The organism is Caballeronia sp. ATUFL_M2_KS44 (assembly GCF_023630965.1).
GTDB lineage: Bacteria > Pseudomonadota > Gammaproteobacteria > Burkholderiales > Burkholderiaceae > Caballeronia > Caballeronia concitans.
The window spans coordinates 290332-312380 of the sequence record NZ_JALQEA010000020.1 but is presented as its reverse complement, the minus strand read 5'-3'; the positions used below and the strand labels follow the sequence as shown (position 1 = coordinate 312380).

Here is a 22049-nt window from a genome sequence, read left to right as displayed (position 1 = left end):
ATGAAACACATCGTCAAGCACATTCACTTCGTCGGCATCGGCGGAGCAGGGATGAGCGGCATCGCAGAAGTGCTGCTCAATCTCGGATATCAGGTCAGCGGCTCGGACCTGTCGAAGAACGCGGTCACCGAACGGCTGCGTGCGCTGGGCGCGCGCGTCGAGATCGGGCATCACGAAGACAACATCGAAGGCGCGAATGCGGTCGTCGTATCGACGGCCGTGCGTCCCGACAATCCCGAGGTGCTCGCCGCGCGCCATCGCCGCGTGCCCATCGTGCCGCGCGCCGTGATGCTCGCGGAACTCATGCGCCTGAAGCAGGGCATCGCGATCGCGGGCACGCACGGCAAGACCACGACCACGTCGCTCGTCGCGAGCGTGCTGGCCGCGGGCGGACTCGATCCGACCTTCGTGATCGGCGGCCGGCTCATCAGCGCGGGCGCGAACGCGCGGCTCGGCACGGGCGACTTCATCGTCGCGGAAGCGGATGAATCGGATGCGTCGTTCCTGAATCTTTTCCCGGTGATCGAAGTCATCACGAACATCGACGCCGATCACATGGACACCTACGGCCACGACTTCGCGCGGCTCAAGCAGGCGTTCATCGAATTCACGCACCGGCTGCCGTTCTACGGCATCGCGGTGCTGTGCGTCGACGATCCGAACGTGCGCGAAATCCTGCCGTTCGTGTCGAAGCCGATCATCCGCTACGGCATCGGCGCGGAGGCGCAAGTGCGCGCGGTGAATATCGAGGCGCGCGAAGGCCGCATGCATTTCACGACGATGCGCGAAGACGCGCCGCCGCTCGACATCGTGCTGAACCTGCCGGGCCTGCACAACGTGCAGAACGCGCTCGCGGCCATCGCGATCGCGACTGAACTTGAAGTGGCCGATGCCGATATCCAGAGAGCGCTCGCCGAATTCAACGGTGTCGGACGGCGCTTCCAGCGTTACGGCGAAGTGAAGACGGCCGACAACGAAGGCGCGTACACGCTGATCGACGACTACGGTCATCACCCCGTCGAAATGGCGGCGACCATCGCGGCGGCGCGCGGCGCGTTTCCGGACCGGCGTCTCGTGCTCGCGTTCCAGCCGCATCGCTATACCCGCACGCGCGACTGCTTCGAGGACTTCGTGAAAGTGCTGTCGATGGTCGATGCCCTCGTGCTCACCGATGTCTATTCCGCAGGCGAATCGCCGATCGTCGCCGCCGATGGCCGCGCGCTCGCGCGTGCCATTCGCGTCGCCGGAAAGATCGAGCCGGTGTTCGTCGAAACAGTGGATGAAGTGCCGGACGCGGTGACGACCATCGCGCGCAACGGCGACGTGGTGATCACGATGGGCGCGGGTTCCATCGGCGGTGTGTGCGGGCGGCTCGCGCAGAGCCAGCCGCAGTGATGACAGCAATGAACGACGCAATGAGCAACACAGTGAACAACATCGATCCGAAAGTCTTCGGCAAAGTGGCCGTGCTTCTCGGCGGACATTCCGCGGAGCGCGAGGTCTCGCTCAATTCGGGCCGGCTCGTGCTCGAAGGCCTGCGCGATGCCGGCGTCGACGCGCATCCGTTCGATCCGGCCGAGCGTCCGCTGTCGGATCTGAAGGCCGAAGGCTTCGAGCGCGCGTTCATCGCGCTGCACGGCGGCTATGGCGAGAACGGCCAGTTGCAGGGCGCGCTGGATTTCTACGGCATCCGCTACACGGGCAGCGGCGTCCTGGGCTCGGCGCTCGGCATGGACAAGCTGCGCACCAAGCTCGTGTGGCAGCAGACCGGCATTCCGACGCCGCCGTTCGAAACCGTCGTGCGCGGCGACGATTTCGCATCGCGCGCGCAGGAGATCATCGCGAAGCTCGGGCTGCCGCTCTTCGTGAAGCCGGCGAGCGAAGGATCGAGCGTCGCGGTCATCAAGGTGAAAAGCGTGGAATCGCTCGTGCCGGCGCTCGAGCAAGCCGCGCAGTTCGACAAGATCGTGATCGTCGAGAAGAGCATCGAAGGCGGCGGCGAGTACACGTGCTGTATCGCGGGCGATCTCGATCTGCCGGTCATCAAGATCATTCCGGCGGGCGAGTTTTACGACTACCACGCGAAGTACATCGCCGACGACACGCAATACCTGATTCCCTGCGGCCTCACCGCCGCCGAGGAATCGCGCATGAAGCAACTGACGCAGCGCGCGTTCGACATGCTCGGCTGCACCGACTGGGGCCGCGCCGATTTCATGCTCGACGCGAACGGCAACCCGTACTTCCTCGAAGTGAACACGGCGCCGGGCATGACGGATCACTCGCTGCCGCCGAAGGCCGCGCGCGCGGTCGGCATCAGCTACAAGGATCTGGTGGTGAAGGTGTTGTCGCTCACCTTGAAGAGCTAACGCAGGAACAACGGAACAAGACGAAACGCAAGCCATGTGGAACAACGTTCGCCAGATGAATCTCGCCGCCAGCGCGCTGCACGCCATGCTCGTGCTGATGCTGCTGTGCGCCGCGGGCGTATGGGCGATCCAGCGTCCGGAGTTCCGCCTGCGCGAGATTCAGATCGACGGCGACACGTCGCACATCAATACGCCGACGGTGCGCGCGAGCGTGGTCGGGCATTTGAAGGGCAACTTCTTCACCGTCGATCTCGATACCGCGCGCGCCGCGTTCGAACAGATGCCGTGGGTGCGCCATGCGAGCGTGCGCCGCGTGTGGCCGAACGCCATCGCGGTGAGGCTCGAGGAATACAAGCCGCTCGGCACGTGGGGCAGCGATCAACTGGTGAGCGTCGACGGCGAGCTTTTCACCGCGAATCAGGGCGAACTCGACGACGACCTGCCCGCGTTCGACGGTCCCGAAGGCACGGCGAAGGAAGTGGTCGCGCGTTACCACGACTTCCAGAAGTGGTTCGCACCGCTCGACGCGCAGCCCGAAGAAGTGACGCTTTCGTCGCGCTTCGCGTGGACGGTGAAGCTCTCGAACGGCACGCAGATCGAACTGGGCCGCGAGCGCAATCAGGACACGCTGTTCGACCGCTGCAAGCGGTTCGTCGCATCGTGGCCCTCCGTGACGGGGCGGTGGGGCAAGGAGATCGAATACGCGGATTTGCGTTACCCGAATGGCTTCGCGATACGCGCCGCCAGCATGCGCTTCATCAACGACACCGACAAGGCCAAGAAGTAAGCAGACATCACAGGCATGAGCACGCTATGAGCAAAGACTACAAAGACCTGCTGGTTTCCCTCGACATCGGAACGTCGAAGGTGGTCGCGATCGTCGCCGAATTGAAGGGCGAAGGCCACTACGAGGTGATCGGACTCGGTCAGAGCGACTCGAAGGGGTTGAAGAAGGGCGTCGTGGTCAATATCGAGGCCACGGTGCAATCCATTCAGCGCGCGCTCGAAGAAGCCGAGCTGATGGCCGACTGCAAGATCACCAACGTGTTCACCGGCATCGCGGGCAGCCACATTCGAAGCTTCAATTCGAGCGGGATGGTCGCGATCAAGGACAAGGAAGTCACGCAGACCGACGTCGCGCGCGTGATCGAAACGGCCAAGGCGATCAACATCCCGACCGATCAGCAGGTGCTGCATATCCTGACGCAGGAATTCATCATCGACGGTCAGGAAGACGTGCGCGAGCCGATCGGCATGAGCGGCATCCGCCTCGAAGTGAAGGTGCATATCGTGACGGGCGCGGTGAGCGCGGCGCAGAACATCGTCAAGTGCGTGCGCCGCTGCGGGCTCGAAGTGAACGACCTCATTCTGCAGCCGCTCGCGTCGTCGCTCGCGGTGCTGACCGAGGACGAGAAGGAACTCGGCGTCGTGCTCGTCGATATCGGCGGCGGCACGACCGACATCGCCATTTTCAGCGAAGGCGCGATCCGTCACACGGCCGTGATTCCGATCGCCGGCGACCAGATCACGAGCGACGTCGCGATGGCGCTGCGCACGCCGACGCCCGACGCGGAAGACATCAAGGTGAGCTACGGCATCGCGAAGCAGGCGCTCGCCGATCCGGACGAAATGATCGAAGTGCCCGGCTTGGGCGAACGCGGTCCGCGCACGCTGTCGCGTCAGGCGCTGGCGGCGGTCGTCGAGCCGCGCGTCGAAGAACTGTTCTCGCTCGTGCAGCAGGTCGTGCGCGAATCCGGCTACGAAGAGCTGCTGTCGAGCGGCGTCGTGCTGACCGGCGGCGCGGCGATGATGCCCGGCATGGTCGAGCTCGGCGAAGACATCTTTCTGAAGCCGGTGCGTATCGGCGTGCCGGAATACGCGGGCGGTCTCGCGGACGTGGTGCGCAACCCGCGCTACTCCACCGCGATGGGTCTGCTCGCCGAAGGACGCTCGCAGCGCATGCGCGGCCGCAAGGTCGCGGTGCAGAACGGATCGATGGGACAGGTGCTCACACGGATGAAGGACTGGTTCCTCGGGAACTTCTGACGTCATCCGCAGCACAGCAGTGCTAACAAATTGATGTAAGCAATGAATATAATTCGCGCCGGTACCGGCGGCTAGCGCGCGGCAAGAGGTTGCCCGATCTCTTGCCGGATAACGCCGATCTTCATTCTTGACGGAGGCAACATGGATTTCGAAATGCTGGAAACGGAAACCAACGGAACGATCATCAAGGTCGTCGGAGTTGGCGGTGCGGGCGGCAACGCCGTTCAGCACATGATCAATCGCGGTGTGCAGGGCGTCGACTTCATCGTGATGAACACGGACGCGCAGGCGCTCGCCCGCTCGCGCGCGCCGGCGGTCCTGCAACTGGGAATGACCGGTCTGGGCGCTGGCGCCAAGCCGGAGAAGGGCAAGGAAGCGGCGGAAGATGCACGCGAGCGCATCGCCGACGCACTGCGCGGCGCGCACATGGTGTTCATCACCGCCGGCATGGGCGGCGGCACGGGCACGGGCGCGGCGCCGGTCGTGGCGCAGATCGCGAAGGAAATGGGCATTCTGACGGTTGGCGTCGTGAGCAAGCCGTTCGAATTCGAAGGCGGCCGCCGCATGCGCGTGGCCGAAGCCGGCTCGCAGCAACTGGAGGATCACGTCGATTCGCTGATCGTCGTGCTGAACGACAAGCTCTTCGAGGTGATGGGCGACGACGCCGAGATGGACAAGTGCTTCCAGTGCGCGGACGACGTGCTGAATAACGCTGTCGCGGGCATCGCTGAAATAATCAATGTCGATGGCCTCGTCAACGTCGACTTCGAAGACGTGAAGACGGTGATGGGCGAGCAGGGCAAGGCGATGATGGGCACGGCGACGGTTGCCGGCGTCGATCGCGCGCGTCTCGCGGCTGAACAGGCCGTGGCGAGCCCGCTCTTGGAAGGCGTGGATCTGTCGGGCGCGCGTGGCGTGCTGGTGAACATCACGTCGAGCCGTTCGCTGCGTCTGTCGGAAACGCGCGAAGTGATGAACACCATCAAGTCCTACGCGGCTGACGATGCAACGGTGATCTTCGGCGCTGTCTACGACGACGCAATGGGCGACGCGCTGCGCGTGACGGTCGTGGCAACGGGCCTGGGCCGCGCGGCGAAGAAGCAGCAGCAAGCGCCGATGACCCTCCTGCGCACGGGCACCGACAACCAGCCGGTCGCGCACGCTCACGCCGCGCATGGCAACTACGCGCCGCAGCACGCGCAGGCAACGGATTACGGTCAACTGGACACGCCGGCAGTGTGGCGCTCCACGCGTGAAACCGCGGCATCGCACGTGCAGGCATTGCAGGAGAAGGGCGTCGATACGTACGACATCCCCGCGTTCCTGCGCAAGCAGGCGGACTGACGAGCCTCGCGCTTGGTCGGTAGCTGGCATGCGAAGTGCAGCCACCGCAGGCACGTCGAAGTGAGCCCGGCGATGCAGGTTTCGCGTGGGGCGACTGTCCAAGGCCGCGTCAAGAACCAGACGCCAGGCCGTGGCCAGCCGACCCCCACGAATTTGCCGATGTGCAGATGAAACCGACACCGCCGAAGCACGCTTGAGGCGACACTGCGGGACGATGTCAATCGCAAGGATGTTCGAGCACTGACGAGGGAAGGACCGAGCATGATCGAAGTGGGTGAAACGTTGCCCGACGCGCGTCTCTTCGAGTTCATCGAAGTGGCGAGCGAGGGCTGCGCCGTGGGACCGAACGGGTTCTCGGCGCGCGAGCGGGCATCGGCGAAGCGCGTGGTGATCTTCGGATTGCCGGGCGCGTTCACGCCGACGTGTTCCGCCAGACACGTGCCGGGTTATATCGATGCAGCGGGTGCGTTGTTCGCCGCCGGCATCGACGAAATCTGGTGCGTTTCCGTCAACGACGCGTTCGTGATGAACGCGTGGGGACGCGATCTTCAAGCCGCGGGCAAGGTGAAGATGATCGCGGACGGCAGTGCGCGTTTCACTCAGGCACTCGGACTGGATCAGGATTTGTCCGAGCGTGGCATGGGAATCCGTTCCCAGCGCTACGCGATGGTGGTCGACAACGGCGTGGTCAAGACGCTCGCTGTCGAAGCGCCCGGCAAGTTCGAAGTCAGCGACGCTCAAAGCATCCTGGCGACGTTGAGCTGATCGCAGCGGCGTCGCGTTGCGGTTACGCAACGCTTACAGACGCACTCGCAAGCGGCGCAACTTGGGGCCGATGACCGGAAATGCCTCCATTCCGGCCATCGGCCCGTTTCACTTGACTGTCCCGACGCTCCGGCGTAACACAGGGAAACAGTTGATACCTCTCGGTTTGGGACGGCATGCGCCGAATGGAGTATAATTCGGCCTATTAGAATTTACAGCGCGATTGATTCTCTTTATTGGGAATTGTTATCGGACAAAAATCATGTTGAAGCAGCGAACAATCAAGACCGTCGTCAAAACCGTGGGAATCGGGCTTCATTCCGGCCGCAAGGTCGATTTGACGCTGCGTCCGGCGCCGGCCGGGACGGGCATCGTGTTTTCGCGGATCGACTTGCCGCAGCCGGTCGATATCCCCGCATCCGCGATGGCGATCGGCGACACGCGGCTCGCGTCCGTGCTGCAGAAGGACGGCGCGCGCGTGTCGACCATCGAGCACTTGATGTCGGCGTGCGCGGGTCTCGGCATCGACAATCTGTACGTCGATGTGACCGCCGAGGAAATCCCGATCATGGACGGCAGCGCTGCTTCTTTCGTGTTTCTCATTCAGTCGGCGGGCATCGAAGAGCAGAACGCACCGAAGAAGTTCATCAAGGTGAAGAAGCCCGTCGAAGTCCGCGACGGCGACAAGTTCGCGCGTCTTGAGCCGTATTTCGGCTTCAAGTTGAGCTTTACCATCGATTTCCGTCATCCCGCTGTCGACAAGACGGGGCAGGCGCTGGAAGTGGATTTCGCGACGACATCGTATGTGCGTGAAATCGCGCGCGCCCGCACGTTCGGTTTCGCGCATGAAGTCGAAATGATGCGCGAACTGGGCCTCGCGCGCGGCGGCAGCATGGACAACGCGATCGTGCTCGACGAGTACCGCATTCTGAACAACGACGGCCTGCGTTACGACGACGAGTTCGTGAAGCACAAGATGCTCGACGCGATCGGCGACCTGTACGTCGTGGGGCATCCGCTGCTGGCGTCGTACAACGCGTACAAGGGCGGCCATGCGATGAACAACATGCTGCTGCGCGAACTGCTCGCGAACGAAGACGCCTATGAAATCGTCACGTTCGACGATACGCAAAAAGCGCCGCGCGGTTTCGCGTTCGATACGCAGACGGCATTTGCCTGATCATCGGCAAATAGAAAGTCAATGAAGTGAGCGGCTGCGAAAGCGCCGCTCATTTTTTTTGCCCGCGCCCCTGATGACGCGCGGCCATGCGCGCGAGCGCTTCCTGCAACGGCGACGGCGCCAGCGTTTCCGCCAGATCGTGCAACGCCGACGCACCCGCCGCCGACATGCGCGCCTGCTTCGGCGGCGCGGTTTCCCTGACCGCTTGCGGACGCACGCGGATTTTCAGCGAATCGACGGCCCAGCCGCGCTGTTGGAGATCGGCGAGCAGACGCGGCTCGATATGCCGCAAACGCGCCGCCAGCGCGTTATGCGCGGCGAAGAGCGCCAGCACGCCATCCTTGATGAAGCCCGGTTCGACGTTCGACGCCAGATAGTCGGGCAAAAGCGCGGTGAGGTCGCGCTGGAGCGCCGCCATTTGCTCGACGCCCGCGCGCAATGCGCGAAACGCATCCGTCCGATCCAGCACGTCGGCTATGGCTTGCGGACGCCGCGGATCGAACCGCTGCGGCGCATACCTTGAATTTGTAGAAAAACGGCTCATTCTTTGATCGACGGACGCCTGATGCGACGCCCCGATTGTACCGCGAGCCCGCCGCCCGGCACGCACGGACGCCTTGTTCCGACGCCCGCGCGGCCCGGCTTTCAAGCGGTTGACTGTCGCGTTCCACCGACGCCCGCCAGGCCACGCCGACGCAAGATGTACTTGACTCGCGTGCTAAAATTCCCGATTCGAATTTCACCCAATGGACTTAAGTCGCCGAGGTTTTCCGCGCCCGGACGCAGCATCGCGCTGCCGTCCGTCCGAAGCCGCGACGCAGACACTGATCCGATGACGACCGGTTTCCTTCAGAAGATTTTTGGCAGCCGCAATCAGCGGCTGGTCAAGCAGTACCAAAAGACCGTTGCGGCGATCAATGCCCTCGAGCCGACCGTCGAGAAGTACTCGGACGATCAGTTGCGCGCGAAGACGGACGAGTTCCGCAAGCGCGTCGCCGGCGGCGAGTCGCTCGACGTGATTCTCCCGGAAGCGTTCGCCGTCTGTCGCGAAGCGAGCCGGCGCGTCCTGAAAATGCGCCATTTCGACGTCCAGCTAATCGGCGGCATGGTCCTGCATTACGGCAAGATCGCCGAAATGCGCACGGGCGAGGGCAAGACGCTCGTCGCCACGCTCGCGGCATATCTGAACGCGCTGTCGGGCCGCGGCGTGCACGTCGTGACGGTGAACGACTACCTCGCGCAGCGCGACGCCGAATGGATGGCGCGCCTCTACAACTTCCTTGGGCTTTCCTGCGGCGTGAATTTGTCGCAGATGCAGCACGGGCAGAAGCAGGAAGCCTACGCGGCGGACATCACCTACGGCACGAACAACGAATTCGGCTTCGACTATCTGCGCGACAACATGGTCTACGAGACCAATGCGCGCGTGCAGCGGCCGCTCAATTTCGCGATCGTCGACGAAGTGGACTCGATTCTCATCGACGAAGCGCGTACGCCGCTCATCATCTCCGGCCAGGCCGAAGATCACACCGACCTCTACGTGCGCATGAACGCGCTGCCGCCGCTGCTCGAACTGCAGATCGGCGAGGAAAAGGCGGACGGCACGGGCGTCGAAAAGCCGGGCGACTACACGCTCGACGAAAAAGCGCGTCAGGTGTTCCTGACCGAATCGGGTCACGAAAAGGCCGAGCGTCTGCTTGCCGAGTGGGGTCTGATCGGCGAGGGCGAAAGCCTTTACGCGCCGCAAAACATCACGCTGATGCATCACATTTATGCTGCCCTGCGCGCGCATACGCTCTTCCATCGCGATCAGCATTACGTGGTGCAGAACGGCGAAGTCGTGATCGTCGACGAATTCACGGGCCGCATGATGACCGGCCGGCGCTGGTCCGACGGCTTGCATCAGGCTGTCGAGGCGAAGGAGCACGTGCAGATTCAGGCCGAGAATCAGACGCTCGCCTCGATCACGCTGCAGAACTACTTCCGTATGTACGCGAAGCTGTCCGGCATGACCGGCACGGCTGACACGGAAGCTTACGAGTTCCAGGAAATCTACGGTCTCGAAACGGTCGTGATTCCGACGAACCGTCCGCCGAAGCGCGTGGACAAGCAGGATCAGATCTACAAGACGTCGAAGGAACGTTACGACGCAGTCATTCGCGATATCCGCGATTGCGTCGAGCGCGGGCAGCCTACGCTCGTCGGCACCACGTCGATCGAAGCGTCGGAACTGCTGTCCGGCCTCTTGAGCCAGCAAGACGTCAAGCACGAGGTGCTCAACGCGAAGCAGCACGCGCGCGAAGCGGCCATCGTCGCGGAAGCCGGGCGGCCGGGCGTCGTGACCATCGCGACGAACATGGCGGGCCGCGGCACGGACATCGTGCTCGGCGGCAACGTCGAGAAGCAGGCGTCGTTCATCGAAGCGGACTTGTCGATTCCCGAGGACGAAAAAGCCGCGCGCATCCAGAAGCTGCACGACGAATGGCAGGCGCTGCACGACCACGTGAAGGCGGCGGGCGGGCTGCATATCATCGGTACCGAGCGCCACGAATCGCGCCGTATCGACAATCAGCTGCGCGGCCGCGCGGGCCGTCAGGGCGATCCGGGTTCGTCGCGCTTCTATCTCTCGCTGGACGATCCGCTTCTGCGCATCTTCGCGGGCGACCGCGTGCGCGCGATCATGGATCGCCTGAAGATGCCGGAAGGCGAGCCGATCGAAGCGGGCATGGTCACGCGTTCGATCGAAGGCGCGCAGCGCAAGGTCGAAGCGCGCAACTTCGATATCCGCAAGCAACTGCTCGAATACGACGACGTCTCGAACGATCAGCGCCGCGTGATCTATCAGCAGCGCAACGAACTGCTCGAAGCGCACGACGTGCAGGAAACCATCGCCGCGATGCGCCACAGCGTCATCACCGATCTCGTGCGCACGTTCGTTCCGGCGGGCAGCATCGAAGAGCAGTGGGACGCGCCCGAGCTGGAAGAAGTGCTGCGCAACGAATGGTCGCTGGACCTGGCCATTCAGGAGATGATCAACGAGTCGAATTCGATCGACGCCGAGGAAATCTGCGAAGCCGTGCTCTCCGCCGCCGACGAAGCGTACGAAGCGAAGGTCGCGCTCGTGGGCCGCGAATCGTTCAGCGCGTTCGAGCGCTCGATCATGCTGCAGACGCTCGACAGCCGCTGGCGCGAACACCTCGCGGCGCTCGATCACCTGCGTCAGGGCATCCATCTGCGCGGCTATGCGCAGAAGAATCCGAAGCAGGAGTACAAGCGCGAGGCGTTCGAACTCTTCGCCGCCATGCTCGACGCGGTGAAGCAGGAAGTCACGCGCGTCGTGATGAACGTGCAGATTCAGTCGCCTGAGCAACTGGAAGAAGCCGCCGAGCAGTACGAAGAGAAGGGCAGCCATCTGGAGAACGTGTCGTTCACGCACGCGGACTACAGCGCTCCCGCCGCGCCGACGGCCACGCCCGCGGCGGCCGCCGCCGCGACCGCCACGGCGCAGATGGTCAGCCAGGCGATGGCCACGAACGACGACATCACCGTCGCCACGCGCCCGTCCGACGAAGTGCCGAAGGTCGGCCGCAACGACCCGTGCCCGTGCGGCAGCGGGAAGAAGTACAAGAACTGTCACGGCAAGCTCGCCTAAGAGCTTTCTGATCGACGAACGGACAAGCGACGCAGCGATGCGTCGTTTGTCTTTGCAGGTCTCACCGAGGGCCGCGCTGCGCGCCCGAGCGTTTCACGGCGCCGCCCGAAGTCCGGAGCGGCGTCAGTCTTCCACAGCGTGCCGGCGCATCGGGCCGGCACTCGCCACCATCAGCGAGTCGCGAACATGGCTGTCAATTTCCCTTCGATCGATCCCGCCGCGCTACATCCCGTCGCCGGCGTCACGCTAGGCTGGGCCGAAGCGAATATCCGCAAGCCCAATCGCAAGGATGTGCTCGTGATTCGCGTCGACGAAGGCGCGACCGTCGCGGGCGTGTTCACGCAAAACCGCTTCTGCGCGGCGCCGGTGACGATGTGCCGCGAGCATCTCGACGCCGTGCGCGCGGGCGGCAAGGGCATTCGCGCGCTGGTGGTCAACACCGGCAACGCGAACGCGGGCACCGGCGAGCCGGGCATGGCGCACGCGCGCGAGACCTGCGCGGAGCTTGCGCGCCTCGCGGGCCTCGATGCGCAGCAGATTCTGCCGTTCTCGACCGGCGTGATTCTGGAGCCGCTGCCGATCGATCGTCTGAAAGCGGGCCTGCCCGCCGCGCTCGCGAATCAGCAGTCGGCGCACTGGTTCGACGCCGCGCAGGCCATCATGACGACGGACACGCTGCCGAAGGCGTCGTCGCAGCAAGTGCAGATCGACGGCCACACGGTCACGCTGTCCGGCATCAGCAAGGGCGCGGGCATGATCAAGCCGAACATGGCGACGATGCTCGGCTTCCTCGCCTTCGATGCGAACGTCGCGCAACCGGTGCTCGATCAACTGGTGAAGCACGTGGCGGATCGCTCGTTCAACTGCATCACGATCGACGGCGATACGTCCACGAACGATTCGTTCATCCTGATCGCGTCGGGCAAATCGAGCCTGCCCGCGATCACGTCGACGGATTCGCCCGCGTACGCCGCCCTGCGCGATGCGGTCACGGCCGTGGCGCAAGAACTCGCGCAACTGATCGTGCGCGACGGCGAGGGCGCCACCAAGTTCATGACGATCACGGTCGAAGGCGGCAAGGATGTTGCTGAATGCAGGCAGATTGCCTACGCGATCGGCCATTCGCCGCTCGTGAAGACCGCGTTCTACGCATCGGACCCGAACCTCGGCCGCATTCTCGCCGCCATCGGCTATGCGGGCGTGACGGATCTCGACGTCGGCAAGATCGATCTCTATCTCGACGAGGTGCTCGTCGCGAAGGCGGGCGGCCGCAATCCCGATTACCGCGAAGAAGACGGCCAGCGCGTCATGAAAAAGAGCGAAATCGCGATCCGCGTGAAGCTCGGCCGTGGCAGCGCGGAAGCAACCGTCTGGACGTGCGACCTTTCGCACGATTACGTCAGCATCAACGCCGATTACCGCTCGTAACGCGCGCTCGACCGGCGCGCAAAGAAATGGACATGGACAAACTCGAACAATTTCTCACGCGCGCCGAAGCGGTGCTGGCGCGCATCGAAGGCATGCTGCCGCCGGCGGCGCCCGACATCGACTGGCAATCCGCGGTGGCGTTCCGCTGGCGCAAGCGGCAAGGGCGCGGTTTTCTGCAGCCGGTGGCCGCCATTTCGCACATTTCTCTCGATGACCTGCAGAACATCGATCGCCAGAAAGGGCTGATCGAACAGAACACGCGGCAGTTCGTGAACAAGCTGCCCGCAAACAACGTGTTGCTGACGGGCGCGCGCGGAACGGGCAAGTCGTCGCTCATCAAGGCGTGCCTGAACGCCTACGCGAAGGACGGCCTGCGCCTGATCGAAGTCGACAAGGACGATCTGCACGATCTCGGCGATATCGTCGATCTGATCTCGGCGCGGCCCGAGCGCTTTATCGTGTTCTGCGACGATCTCTCGTTCGAGGAAGGCGAATCGGGCTATAAGGCGCTGAAGGTCGCGCTCGACGGGTCCGTCGCCGCGCAGTCGGACAACGTGCTGATCTACGCGACGTCGAATCGCCGTCACCTGTTGCCCGAGTACATGAGCGACAACGAGACGTACAAGCACATGCCCGATGGCGAGATTCATCCGGGCGAGGTCGTCGAAGAGAAGATTTCGCTCTCGGAGCGTTTCGGGCTGTGGGTCAGCTTCTATCCGTTCAAGCAGGACGACTATCTGACGATCGTCGGCCACTGGCTTCGGCACTTCGGCGTCGATGCCGCCGAAATCGAATCCGCGCGCGGCGATGCGCTCGTCTGGGCGCTCGAACGCGGATCGCGCTCGGGCCGCGTGGCGTGGCAGTTCGCGCGCGACTGGTCGGGCCGCAAGCAATGAGCGCGACGACGGACGCGCGACGCGATGTCGCACCCGATGGCCGCAAGGTGACCGAGGTAGCCGTCGGCGTGATGGTGCAGCCGGATGGCCGCTATCTGCTCGCGCAGCGGCCCGTCGGCAAGCCGTACGAGGGCTACTGGGAGTTTCCGGGCGGCAAGCTGGAAGCGGGGGAAAGCGTCGAAGCGGCGCTCGCGCGTGAATTGCACGAGGAATTGGGCATCGACGTGAACGCGTGCGAACTCTGGCGCACGCTCGAGCACGACTATCCGCACGCGTATGTGCGTCTTTTCTTCTGCAAGGTGACGGGCTGGACCGGCACGCCGCTCGGCCGCGAAGGTCAGGCGATCGCGTGGCAGGCGCTTCCGGTGGAAGTCGCGCCGCTTCTGCCCGCCGCGATTCCCGTGCTGGAATGGCTCGCGGCGGAAGCGGAGCAGTAGGCGAGCTTAGTTCAAGCCGCCGTGCGAGTCGTCGTCCGGCGGCGTTTCCTGCGAGTTACCCGCGATCTTGTATTTCTCGGTTGCCCAGGCGCCGAGATCGATCTGCTTGCAGCGCTCCGAGCAGAACGGGCGAAAGCGGTTTTCCGGGACCCAGCGCACTTCCTTGGCGCAGGTCGGACATTTGACGACAGTGGTCATGACGGTGAGGCGTGACGAGTTGAGCCGGCGTTGATCAACAGTCGATCATATAAGGACGAATCGCCCGCTTCAAAGACTGCAAAGCGTCAGATGAAACGGGACGTCGACGTCGACGGCGCGCGGTTTCAGGTCGCCGTCCTGCACGGTGAAGCGCACCCACAGCATGTACTTGTTGGCGCTCGCTTCCGGAATGACGCGCACTTCGGGCGACACGCGCACCTGCATGAGCTGGTACGTGCGGCCTGACAGCATTTGTTGATAGCTGCCTTGCATCGCCATGACTTTCGACGCCTGACCCGACTCGCGCGCGAGCCTGAGGACGATGGCGGCTGCGTCGCGCAGGGCGAGCATCGGCATGACCCAACTGGCGATGTCCTGACGGCGCTGCTCGGCGGGCAACTGCTGCCAGGCGTAATACGACGGCAGGTCGAACTTGCAGGTGCCGCCGGGGATGATCGTGCGGCTGCGGATGCTCGCGAGCCATTCGTTGTCCGCAAGATGCTGGCCGGTCTTGCCGTGCATGTCGCCCAGCCCGGCGAGCGTCTGCTCGATTTCGCCGAGCACGGCTTCCAGCGCTTCCTGCTCGATGCCCGGATTGCCGCGAAACGGCGCAAGCGTCTGACGTTGCCGCTCCAGTTCCTTCATCAGATCGGCTTTGAGATCCGTGCGCCCCGCAACTTCGGCGATTTCGAAGAGCGTCGTAAGCGCCACGTGATGCTCCCGGGGATCTTCCTGCGTCAGGAAGAACGTGAAGCGCTCGAACAAGTCTTCGAGACGCAGCAGCGTCCGGATTCGCTCGTTGAAGGGATACTCGTAAAGGATCAAGCGCTCGCCTCGGCGTGGGTCGGTTGCTTCCATGAGCGGAAGTCAGCACATTCTAATGCTGCATCCGAACCCTAGCAAATCGGGCACCATTCGCGCTGCTTTTACGGCTTTTCCAAGCGAAATTTGCAACTTTTTCGATGTTTCCGGCTCCACGTCCGTCAGCGTGCGAGCTGAAGATAGCGCGCGTGCAGTTCGTCGACCTGACTACCGAGCGTTTCGAGCGTGGCGATGTCGTCGTTGAGGACGACGTCGTCTGCCGCCGCTAGCCGCATTTCGCGCGTGGCCTGCTTCGCGATGATCGCCAGCACCTGCTCGCGGGAGAAGCCATTGCGTTGCATGACGCGTGCAATCTGCGTCTCGATGGGACAATCCACCACGAGCACGCGCGACACCCGCGACGCCCAGTTTCCCGATTCCACCAACAGCGGCACCACGACGATGTGATACGCGCCGCCCGCCGCGTGCCGCTGACGCTCGGTTTCCGCGCGAATCAGCGGATGCAGGATGGCTTCGAGACGCGCCTTCGCGGTGTCGTCGGCGAAGACGAGTTCGCGCATCCGGGCGCGGTCGAGCGAGCCATCCGGCGCGATGAACTCGCTGCCGAATTCGCTTCCGATGAGCGGCATGGCGAGGCCGCCCGGCGCGGTCATCTGATGCGCGATCACGTCCGTATCGATGAGCGGCACGCCGCGCGCCGCGAACAGGTCCGCGACCGTGCTCTTGCCGCTGCCGATGCCGCCCGTCAGCCCGATGCTGAACATCCGCTGCTCCTTCGTTTCATCCGAACAATGCGTAAAGCGGCGTGCCGACGAAAAGCGTGATCGCACCGCCCGCTGCGAGGAACGGTCCGAATGGCAACGGCTCTTCGAAGCGCATGCGACCGCGCCACGTCGCGAGGATACCGAAGACCGCGCCCGCCACCGCCGAAATCAGGACCACTTGCGCGAGCGACGCCCAGCCGAGCCACGCGCCGATCGCGGCCAGCAGCTTGAAATCGCCGTAGCCCATGCCTTCCACGCCGCGCGCGAGCCTGAAAAGCCAGTACACGCACCACAGGAAAAGATAGCCCGCGATCGCGCCGACTACCGCGTCGTGCAGCGTCGCGAATCCGCCTTCGCCCAGATTGACGATGAGTCCCGCCCACAGCAACGGCAGCGTCAGCACGTCGGGGAGATAGCGCGTGTCGTAATCGACGAGACTCGCGGCCAGCAAGGTCGCGCAGAGCCCGAACGCGGCGAGCGCCGGCCAGTCCGGACCGTAGGCGTAGAGCGAAAGCGCGGCGAGCGCGGCGGTCGCCAGTTCGATCAGCGGATAGCGCGGGCTGACGCGCGCGCCGCATTGCGAACAGCGGCCTCTCAGCGCGACATAACTCACGACCGGAATGTTCTCCCAGGCGCGCAGCACATGCCCGCAATGCGGACAGGCGCTGCGCGGCACGGCGAGATTGAATCGCGCGGGATAAGCGTCGGCGGGCGGTTTGGCGGCGTCGGCGCTATCGGACTCGGCGTGAGACTCCGTCTCGAATTCGGCGCGCCAGGCGCGTTCCAGCATGACCGGCAAGCGATGCACGACGACCGTCAGGAAGCTGCCGATCACGAGCCCGAACACGACGGCGAACGCATACTGCGCGGCGACGGGCAAAGCCGCGAACGGCGCCAGATAGGCGCTCGCCTGATGCGCGGCGGACGGATCGAACGGAAGCTGCATGATTTGGATGGATGTCTTTGGCCCGCGATGCTACACCACGTTGCCGAGCTGGATGATCGGAAGATACATCGCGATGACGAGGCCGCCCACGAGCGCGCCCAGCACCGTGATGACGAGCGGCTCGCACAGGCTCGCGAACGCGCCGATGCGTTCGTCCACCTGACGGTCGGCGAGCGCGGCGAGATCGAGTAGCATCGCGTCGAGCGAGCCGGATTCCTCGGCGACCGCAATCGGCTGCACGACGTCCTGCGGGAAGCAGCCGAGCGCGCGCATCGCGGCGGCAAGACGTTCGCCGTTGCGCAGCCGCGCTGCGATATCCACGGTGGCGCGGTCGAATACGCGGTTGCCGGTGGCATGCGCGAGCGAGTCGAACGCGTCGGAGAGCGGCGTGCCGGCGGCGAGCAGCGTGCCGAGCGCGCGGCTCCATCGGGCGACGGCGAGCGAGCGCAAAAGCGCGCCGACAACCGGCAGCGTCAGCGTGATGCGGTCGGCGGTCTCGCGCGCGTCCGCGGATCGCCGGATCCAGCGCGCGCCGACGAGTCCCGCGCAGACGCACACCGCCACGAAGGGCAGGCCGTGACGCGCGACCGCATCGGACAAAGCGAGCACGAAGCGCGTCGGCGCGGGCAGCGCGGCGCCGAAGCCGTCGAAGATCGTCTTGAATGTCGGCACCACGCCGATCAGAAGTCCCGCCGTGATCGCCAGCGAAAGCAGCAGGACCATCACCGGATAAGCCAGCGCCGCGCGCAGCTTCGCGCGTTGGGCACTGGCGCGCTCGCGATCGTCGGCGAGCCGGGCAAGCACGGCGGGCAGCGCGCCCGCCACTTCGCCGACCGCGACGAGTTGGCAATACAGCGCACCGAACGCCGACGGATGAGACGCGAGCGCCGCCGAAAACGGCACGCCGCGCGTGATGTCGCGCGCGAGCGAGCGCACGATGCGTGGCAGCCCGCCACGTCCGCCCGCGTTGCCGAGCATCTCCAGCGCACCCGCGAGCGGCAGGCCCGCGCGCAAGAGACCGGCGAGCTGGCGCGTGAAGATGCCGACATCCGCCGACGACGCTTTCGCTGGCGGTGCGTCGCCGAGCGCTTCGAGTTCGAGCACGATCACGCCGTCGCGCCGCAGCGACGCGCGCGCCGATGCGGCATCGGCGGCAATCAGCTTGCCGCTCTTGCGTGCGCCTTCGGAGTCGACGCCGCGCCACGCAAAGCGGATTTCCGACGTTCCCTGCGCGCTCATGCGATCTCCGTCGCTTCGACCGCTTCGGCGACGCTCGTCACGCCTTCGCGCACGCGGGCGAACGCGGCATCGCGCAAGGCGGGCATGCCTTCGGATTGCGCGAGCCGCGCGATGGCGTGCGTCGCCGTCCGGCCGACGATGAGTTCGCGCATCGCATCGGATACCGGCATCAACTGATGGACGCCGATGCGTCCGCGATACCCGATGCCATGACACGCCGGACAGCCGCGCGGCTCGAACGGGCGGAAACCGTCGTCGAGCGAAAGGGCGGACGGCGCGCGGCACACACCGCAGAGCTTGCGCACGAGGCGTTGCGCGGTCACGAGCCGCAGCGCGGACGCGAGGTTGTACGGCGCCACGCCGATGTCGATCAGGCGCGCGATGGCGGCGGGCGCGTCGTTGGTATGCAGTGTCGAAAGCACGAGGTGGCCGGTTTGCGCTGCTTTCACGGCGACGTCGGCTGTTTCGGCGTCGCGAATCTCGCCGACCATGATGACGTCCGGGTCCTGCCGCATGAACGCGCGCAGCGCCACGGCAAAGCTGAGACCGGCCTTTTCGCGCACGCTCACCTGATTGATGCCCGCGAGCTGGATTTCCGCTGGATCTTCCACCGAGCAGATATTGCGCGCCTCTGCGTTGAGCATTTGCAGAAAGCAGTACAGCGATAAAGTCTTGCCGCTGCCTGTGGGTCCGGTGACGAGCACGAGGCCGTGCGGCGCGCGTATCGCCGATTCGACGATACGCCCTTGCGCTTCGTCCAGCCCGAGCGCGGCAAGCGACAAATCCGGCGGCAACGCATCCAGCCGGCGCAGCACGAGCTTTTCGCCGAAGAGCGTCGGCAGCGAATTCACGCGATAGTCGCCGATGTGTCCGCCGCCGAGCGCGAGCCGCAGCCGCCCGTCCTGCGGCACGCGCCGCTCGGCGATATCCATGCGCGCCAGCACCTTGATGCGCGTGACGAACGGATCGCGCAGATGCGGCGGCGGGCGGCGCAGCACGTGCAACGCGCCGTCGACGCGCAAGCGGACGCGCCATTCATGCTCGGACGGTTCGACGTGGATATCGGACGCACCGCGCTCGGCGGCCTCGCGCAAGGTATCGGCGAGCAGCGAGACGGCGGGCGCGTCGCGATCGGAGGCGGTATCGAAGGGCGGTTCGGCGGCGCGGAAGGCGGAGATCATCGGAGCGAGCGGGGTGTGGTCGAGATGATTCGATCATCACGCGCCCGCCGGCTCGCGCCTACTCGTCCGAATGGCTAACGCAGCGCGCGCTTGCCCGGCGTCGGCGGACGGAAGATTTTGACGGTGCGGATCGCCTGATCGTCGCTGCGCAGGACTTCGAAATGCACGCCCGCGATGCGCACGGACACGTCGCCGTCCGGAATGTCTTCGAGCGTTTCGAGGATGAGACCGTTGAGCGTCTTCGGGCCGTCCGTCGGCAAAGTGATCTTGAGCCAGCGATTGAGTTCGCGCAGCGGCATGCTGCCCGCGACGATGCACTCGCCGTTCGCGTCCCAGCCGCGCGAACCGGCGCCGCGCGGGATCGTCGTCGTGAATTCGCCGATCAGTTCCTCGATGATGTCTTCCGGCGTCACGAGCCCCTGCAACTCGCCGTATTCGTCGACCACGATCGCGATTCGGTGGCCGCTTTCCTGAAAATATTGAAGCTGCTGGAAGACCGGCGTGCCGGCCGGCACGAAGTACGGTTCGGTGAGCAACTGGCGCAGCGTCTCGCGCTCGAGTTCCTGGTTATGCAGCGCCGAAAGCGTCTTGCGCACGTGCAGAACGCCGAGCACGCGGTCGATGTCGCCTTGATAAACGACGAGCTTGTTGTGATAGCACGTCTCGAGTTGATGCAGGATCTGATCGAATGGCGCGTCGAAATCGAGCGCTTCGATGCGGCGGCGCGGAATCATCACGTCATCGACGGAGATGTTTTCGAGATCGAACAGATTCAGCAGGATGCTGCGGTGCTTGGTCGGCATGAAGCTGCCCGTTTCCAGCACGATGGTGCGCAGCTCTTCGGGCGAAAGGCGCTGATCGCGGTTGCCTTTGGTGTTGATGTGCAGCGCGCCGAGAATGGCGTTCGCGAAGAGATTGACGAACCACACGAGCGGCCGCGCGATGCGCATGAGCGGCGCAAGCACGAGACTCGCCGGCAGCGCCACTTTTTCGGGATACGTCGCGCCGACGATTTTCGGCGCAATCTCCGCGAACACGATGATGAGAAACGCGATGACGCCCGTCGTCACCGACAGCACGACGTTGTTGTGCCCGAACGTGCGCAGCGCGATGGATGTCGTGAGCACGGGGATGATCGTGTTGATCAGGTTATTGCCGATGAGGATGACCGAAAGCAGCTGATCTGTCTTGGCGAGGAGGCCTTGCGTCGTGCGTGCGCCCACCGAGCCTTGGCCGGCCAGATATTTGAGCCGATGGCGGTTGAGCGCCATCATCGACGTTTCGGAAATGGAGAAGAAACCGGAGAGGAAAAGAAGCAGGAAGATGGCGCAGATTTGCGCCCATAAGGGAAGGTTGTCCACGCGGCGATCGAGTAGGGGCGGTGATGAAGGGACTATAACAGACGACTTTCGAGCCTTGCCCTCGGCTGTTCGGCCAGCTTGCCGATGTCCGGGCGGCCGGAAAAGAAAAAACCCGCATGGCGAACCATGCGGGTTTTTCTGAAATTCTGGTCGGGGTGAGAGGATTCGAACCTCCGGCCTCTACGTCCCGAACGTAGCGCTCTACCAGGCTAAGCTACACCCCGAATTCAACTTACTTGGACGCCTTGCGCTTTGAAGTCTCGTTTAAGACTGTCTCGACGTCGAGTAAGAACATAATTCTAGCAGGCTCTCTTTAAAAATGGAACTGGGAAATGAAGAAATTGCATCGGCGGCGGCTTGAGCTTCGTTTCGCGCGCATTGCAGCGTGTGATCGAGTGCGCCCGACGTGGTGATCGCGTGGAAAATCGTGTCGAAACGATCCGTGCCGCCTTGCTCGATCGCCTCGCGCGCGAGCGCCGCCTGTTCGCGCGTGCCGTGCTCCATCAGATAGATGAGCGGCAGCGTGGGCTTGCCTTCGCGCAGATCGTCGCCGGCGTTCTTGCCCATCGATTCGGGCGTGCCGGTGTAATCGAGCCAGTCGTCCATGATCTGGAACGCCGTGCCGATGCGCCGGCCGAATTCCGCCGCCGCCGCTTCGGTGCGCGCATCCGCGCCCGACAGCACCGCGCCCAGTTGCGCCGCCGCTTCGAACAGCTTCGCCGTCTTGTAGCGGATGACCTGCATGTAGCGCGCTTCGTCGACGTCCGGATCGTGCATGTTCAGCAACTGCAGGACTTCGCCTTCGGAAATGATGTTGGTCGCGACCGACAGAATCTCCATCACGCGCATCTTGCCGACGCTCACCATCATCTCGAACGAGCGCGAGTAGAGGAAATCGCCGACGAGGACGCTCGCTGCGTTGCCGAACAGCGCGTTCGCGGTCTTGCGGCCGCGGCGCAGATCCGATTCGTCGACGACATCGTCGTGCAGCAGCGTCGCCGTGTGGATGAACTCCACGACAGCCGCGAGTTCATGGCGATGGCCGGTCGTATCGCCCAGCGCGCCGGCAACCAGCAGCAGCAGCGCCGGACGCAGCCGCTTGCCGCCCGCGCCGATGATGTACTCGGAGATCTGATTGATCAGCATCACTTCTGATGCCAGGCGCTGCCGGATGACGCGATTGACCTGCAGCATGTCCTCGGCGATCGGGGCAAGCAAAGCGGCGGCGTTGGGGGAGGAAGTGGCGGTGGACGACATGATCGGCAAATTAGGTAATGCGGCGGATTATAAGGCGAATCCGACCGGTCACGGGCGGCGGGAACGCCGGACGGTCGCGCGGACGGGCGCAATCGCCGGGGATCGGGCGCGGGCCGCGTGCGGATGGCCGCCTCCGGACGCGTGCCGCGTGCATGCGGCAAATG

At 64.3% G+C, this 22049-nt stretch carries 20 protein-coding genes and 1 tRNA gene; 11 read left to right on the top strand and 10 right to left on the bottom strand.

Annotated features, from left to right (window positions below):
* The 7 genes from murC (at window position 1) to lpxC (ending at window position 7704) form a co-directional block, all read left to right on the top strand.
* Complete coding sequence (murC, locus tag NCR39_RS11605) at window positions 1-1395, top strand: UDP-N-acetylmuramate--L-alanine ligase (RefSeq protein WP_040050502.1); 1395 nt, start codon at window positions 1-3, stop codon at window positions 1393-1395.
* 32 nt (window positions 1396-1427) lie between these two features.
* Complete coding sequence (locus tag NCR39_RS11600; protein WP_250452336.1) at window positions 1428-2369, top strand: D-alanine--D-alanine ligase; 942 nt, start codon at window positions 1428-1430, stop codon at window positions 2367-2369.
* Window positions 2370-2403: 34 nt separating this feature from the next.
* Window positions 2404-3156, top strand: a complete 753-nt coding sequence (locus NCR39_RS11595) for a cell division protein FtsQ/DivIB (protein WP_250452309.1) — start codon at window positions 2404-2406, stop codon at window positions 3154-3156.
* Between the two features lie 26 nt (window positions 3157-3182).
* Window positions 3183-4415, top strand: a complete 1233-nt coding sequence (ftsA, locus tag NCR39_RS11590) for a cell division protein FtsA (protein ID WP_035966862.1) — start codon at window positions 3183-3185, stop codon at window positions 4413-4415.
* 141 nt (window positions 4416-4556) lie between these two features.
* On the top strand, window positions 4557-5759 hold the full coding sequence (ftsZ, locus tag NCR39_RS11585; protein WP_040050504.1) for a cell division protein FtsZ: 1203 nt from the start codon (window positions 4557-4559) through the stop codon (window positions 5757-5759).
* Window positions 5760-6020: 261 nt separating this feature from the next.
* Window positions 6021-6524, top strand: coding sequence for a peroxiredoxin (locus NCR39_RS11580; RefSeq protein ID WP_250452308.1), 504 nt, complete (start codon window positions 6021-6023; stop codon window positions 6522-6524).
* A gap of 262 nt (window positions 6525-6786) precedes the next feature.
* On the top strand, window positions 6787-7704 hold the full coding sequence (gene lpxC / locus NCR39_RS11575) for a UDP-3-O-acyl-N-acetylglucosamine deacetylase (RefSeq protein WP_250452307.1): 918 nt from the start codon (window positions 6787-6789) through the stop codon (window positions 7702-7704).
* Between the two features lie 49 nt (window positions 7705-7753).
* Here the strand turns inward: lpxC and NCR39_RS11570 are convergent, their stop codons facing one another.
* Window positions 7754-8248 carry a DciA family protein gene (locus NCR39_RS11570; RefSeq protein ID WP_250452306.1) on the bottom strand — a complete coding sequence of 165 codons (495 nt, stop codon included), beginning with the start codon at window positions 8246-8248 and terminating at the stop codon, window positions 7754-7756.
* A gap of 288 nt (window positions 8249-8536) precedes the next feature.
* On the opposite strand from NCR39_RS11570, the gene secA reads away from it, so the two are divergent.
* From secA to NCR39_RS11545, 4 genes are all read left to right on the top strand, one after another.
* A complete protein-coding gene (gene secA / locus NCR39_RS11565; protein WP_284507178.1) occupies window positions 8537-11356 on the top strand; it encodes a preprotein translocase subunit SecA in 2820 nt (939 codons plus the stop codon).
* A gap of 186 nt (window positions 11357-11542) precedes the next feature.
* Window positions 11543-12784: a bifunctional glutamate N-acetyltransferase/amino-acid acetyltransferase ArgJ gene (argJ, locus tag NCR39_RS11555; RefSeq protein ID WP_250452305.1), complete on the top strand. Its 1242-nt coding sequence runs from the start codon at window positions 11543-11545 to the stop codon at window positions 12782-12784.
* Window positions 12785-12816: 32 nt separating this feature from the next.
* Entirely contained in the window at window positions 12817-13680 is an 864-nt protein-coding gene (locus NCR39_RS11550) for an ATP-binding protein (protein WP_250452304.1), read from the top strand.
* Window positions 13677-14117, top strand: coding sequence for an NUDIX domain-containing protein (locus tag NCR39_RS11545; RefSeq protein ID WP_284507177.1), 441 nt, complete (start codon window positions 13677-13679; stop codon window positions 14115-14117). The genes NCR39_RS11550 and NCR39_RS11545 overlap by 4 nt, the downstream gene beginning before the upstream one ends.
* A 6-nt stretch (window positions 14118-14123) precedes the next feature.
* On the opposite strand, the gene NCR39_RS11540 is transcribed toward NCR39_RS11545, so the two are convergent.
* The 9 genes from NCR39_RS11540 to NCR39_RS11500 form a co-directional block, all read right to left on the bottom strand.
* Window positions 14124-14315, bottom strand: a complete 192-nt coding sequence (locus NCR39_RS11540) for a DNA gyrase inhibitor YacG (protein WP_040050510.1) — start codon at window positions 14313-14315, stop codon at window positions 14124-14126.
* A 69-nt stretch (window positions 14316-14384) separates the two neighbouring features.
* Window positions 14385-15140, bottom strand: a complete 756-nt coding sequence (gene zapD, locus NCR39_RS11535) for a cell division protein ZapD (protein WP_040050534.1) — start codon at window positions 15138-15140, stop codon at window positions 14385-14387.
* A gap of 158 nt (window positions 15141-15298) precedes the next feature.
* Window positions 15299-15901: a dephospho-CoA kinase gene (gene coaE, locus NCR39_RS11530; RefSeq protein WP_250452303.1), complete on the bottom strand. Its 603-nt coding sequence runs from the start codon at window positions 15899-15901 to the stop codon at window positions 15299-15301.
* 16 nt (window positions 15902-15917) lie between these two features.
* Window positions 15918-16847, bottom strand: a complete 930-nt coding sequence (locus NCR39_RS11525; RefSeq protein ID WP_250452302.1) for a prepilin peptidase — start codon at window positions 16845-16847, stop codon at window positions 15918-15920.
* A gap of 30 nt (window positions 16848-16877) precedes the next feature.
* Window positions 16878-18086: a type II secretion system F family protein gene (locus NCR39_RS11520; protein ID WP_250452301.1), complete on the bottom strand. Its 1209-nt coding sequence runs from the start codon at window positions 18084-18086 to the stop codon at window positions 16878-16880.
* Entirely contained in the window at window positions 18083-19267 is a 1185-nt protein-coding gene (locus NCR39_RS11515) for a GspE/PulE family protein (protein ID WP_250452300.1), read from the bottom strand. Before NCR39_RS11515 ends, NCR39_RS11520 begins: the two co-directional genes overlap by 4 nt.
* Before the next feature lie 74 nt (window positions 19268-19341).
* On the bottom strand, window positions 19342-20628 hold the full coding sequence (locus NCR39_RS11510; RefSeq protein ID WP_250452299.1) for an HlyC/CorC family transporter: 1287 nt from the start codon (window positions 20626-20628) through the stop codon (window positions 19342-19344).
* 147 nt (window positions 20629-20775) lie between these two features.
* Window positions 20776-20852 (bottom strand) — tRNA-Pro (locus NCR39_RS11505).
* Window positions 20853-20892: 40 nt separating this feature from the next.
* Window positions 20893-21885, bottom strand: coding sequence for a polyprenyl synthetase family protein (locus NCR39_RS11500; protein WP_250452298.1), 993 nt, complete (start codon window positions 21883-21885; stop codon window positions 20893-20895).
* Window positions 21886-22049: the final 164 nt, after the last annotated feature.

Bases quoted from the DNA above. Each gene is read 5' to 3' on its own strand.
- murC (WP_040050502.1), top strand. From the start codon at position 1: ATGAAACACATCGTCAAGCACATTCACTTCGTCGGCATCGGCGGAGCA.
- NCR39_RS11595 (WP_250452309.1), top strand. From the start codon at position 2,404: ATGTGGAACAACGTTCGCCAGATGAATCTCGCCGCCAGCGCGCTGCAC.
- ftsA (WP_035966862.1), top strand. From the start codon at position 3,183: ATGAGCAAAGACTACAAAGACCTGCTGGTTTCCCTCGACATCGGAACG.
- ftsZ (WP_040050504.1), top strand. From the start codon at position 4,557: ATGGATTTCGAAATGCTGGAAACGGAAACCAACGGAACGATCATCAAG.
- NCR39_RS11580 (WP_250452308.1), top strand. From the start codon at position 6,021: ATGATCGAAGTGGGTGAAACGTTGCCCGACGCGCGTCTCTTCGAGTTC.
- lpxC (WP_250452307.1), top strand. From the start codon at position 6,787: ATGTTGAAGCAGCGAACAATCAAGACCGTCGTCAAAACCGTGGGAATC.
- NCR39_RS11570 (WP_250452306.1), bottom strand. From the start codon at position 8,248: ATGAGCCGTTTTTCTACAAATTCAAGGTATGCGCCGCAGCGGTTCGAT.
- secA (WP_284507178.1), top strand. From the start codon at position 8,537: ATGACGACCGGTTTCCTTCAGAAGATTTTTGGCAGCCGCAATCAGCGG.
- argJ (WP_250452305.1), top strand. From the start codon at position 11,543: ATGGCTGTCAATTTCCCTTCGATCGATCCCGCCGCGCTACATCCCGTC.
- NCR39_RS11550 (WP_250452304.1), top strand. From the start codon at position 12,817: ATGGACAAACTCGAACAATTTCTCACGCGCGCCGAAGCGGTGCTGGCG.
- NCR39_RS11545 (WP_284507177.1), top strand. From the start codon at position 13,677: ATGAGCGCGACGACGGACGCGCGACGCGATGTCGCACCCGATGGCCGC.
- NCR39_RS11540 (WP_040050510.1), bottom strand. From the start codon at position 14,315: ATGACCACTGTCGTCAAATGTCCGACCTGCGCCAAGGAAGTGCGCTGG.
- coaE (WP_250452303.1), bottom strand. From the start codon at position 15,901: ATGTTCAGCATCGGGCTGACGGGCGGCATCGGCAGCGGCAAGAGCACG.
- NCR39_RS11525 (WP_250452302.1), bottom strand. From the start codon at position 16,847: ATGCAGCTTCCGTTCGATCCGTCCGCCGCGCATCAGGCGAGCGCCTAT.
- NCR39_RS11520 (WP_250452301.1), bottom strand. From the start codon at position 18,086: ATGAGCGCGCAGGGAACGTCGGAAATCCGCTTTGCGTGGCGCGGCGTC.
- NCR39_RS11515 (WP_250452300.1), bottom strand. From the start codon at position 19,267: ATGATCTCCGCCTTCCGCGCCGCCGAACCGCCCTTCGATACCGCCTCC.
- NCR39_RS11500 (WP_250452298.1), bottom strand. From the start codon at position 21,885: ATGTCGTCCACCGCCACTTCCTCCCCCAACGCCGCCGCTTTGCTTGCC.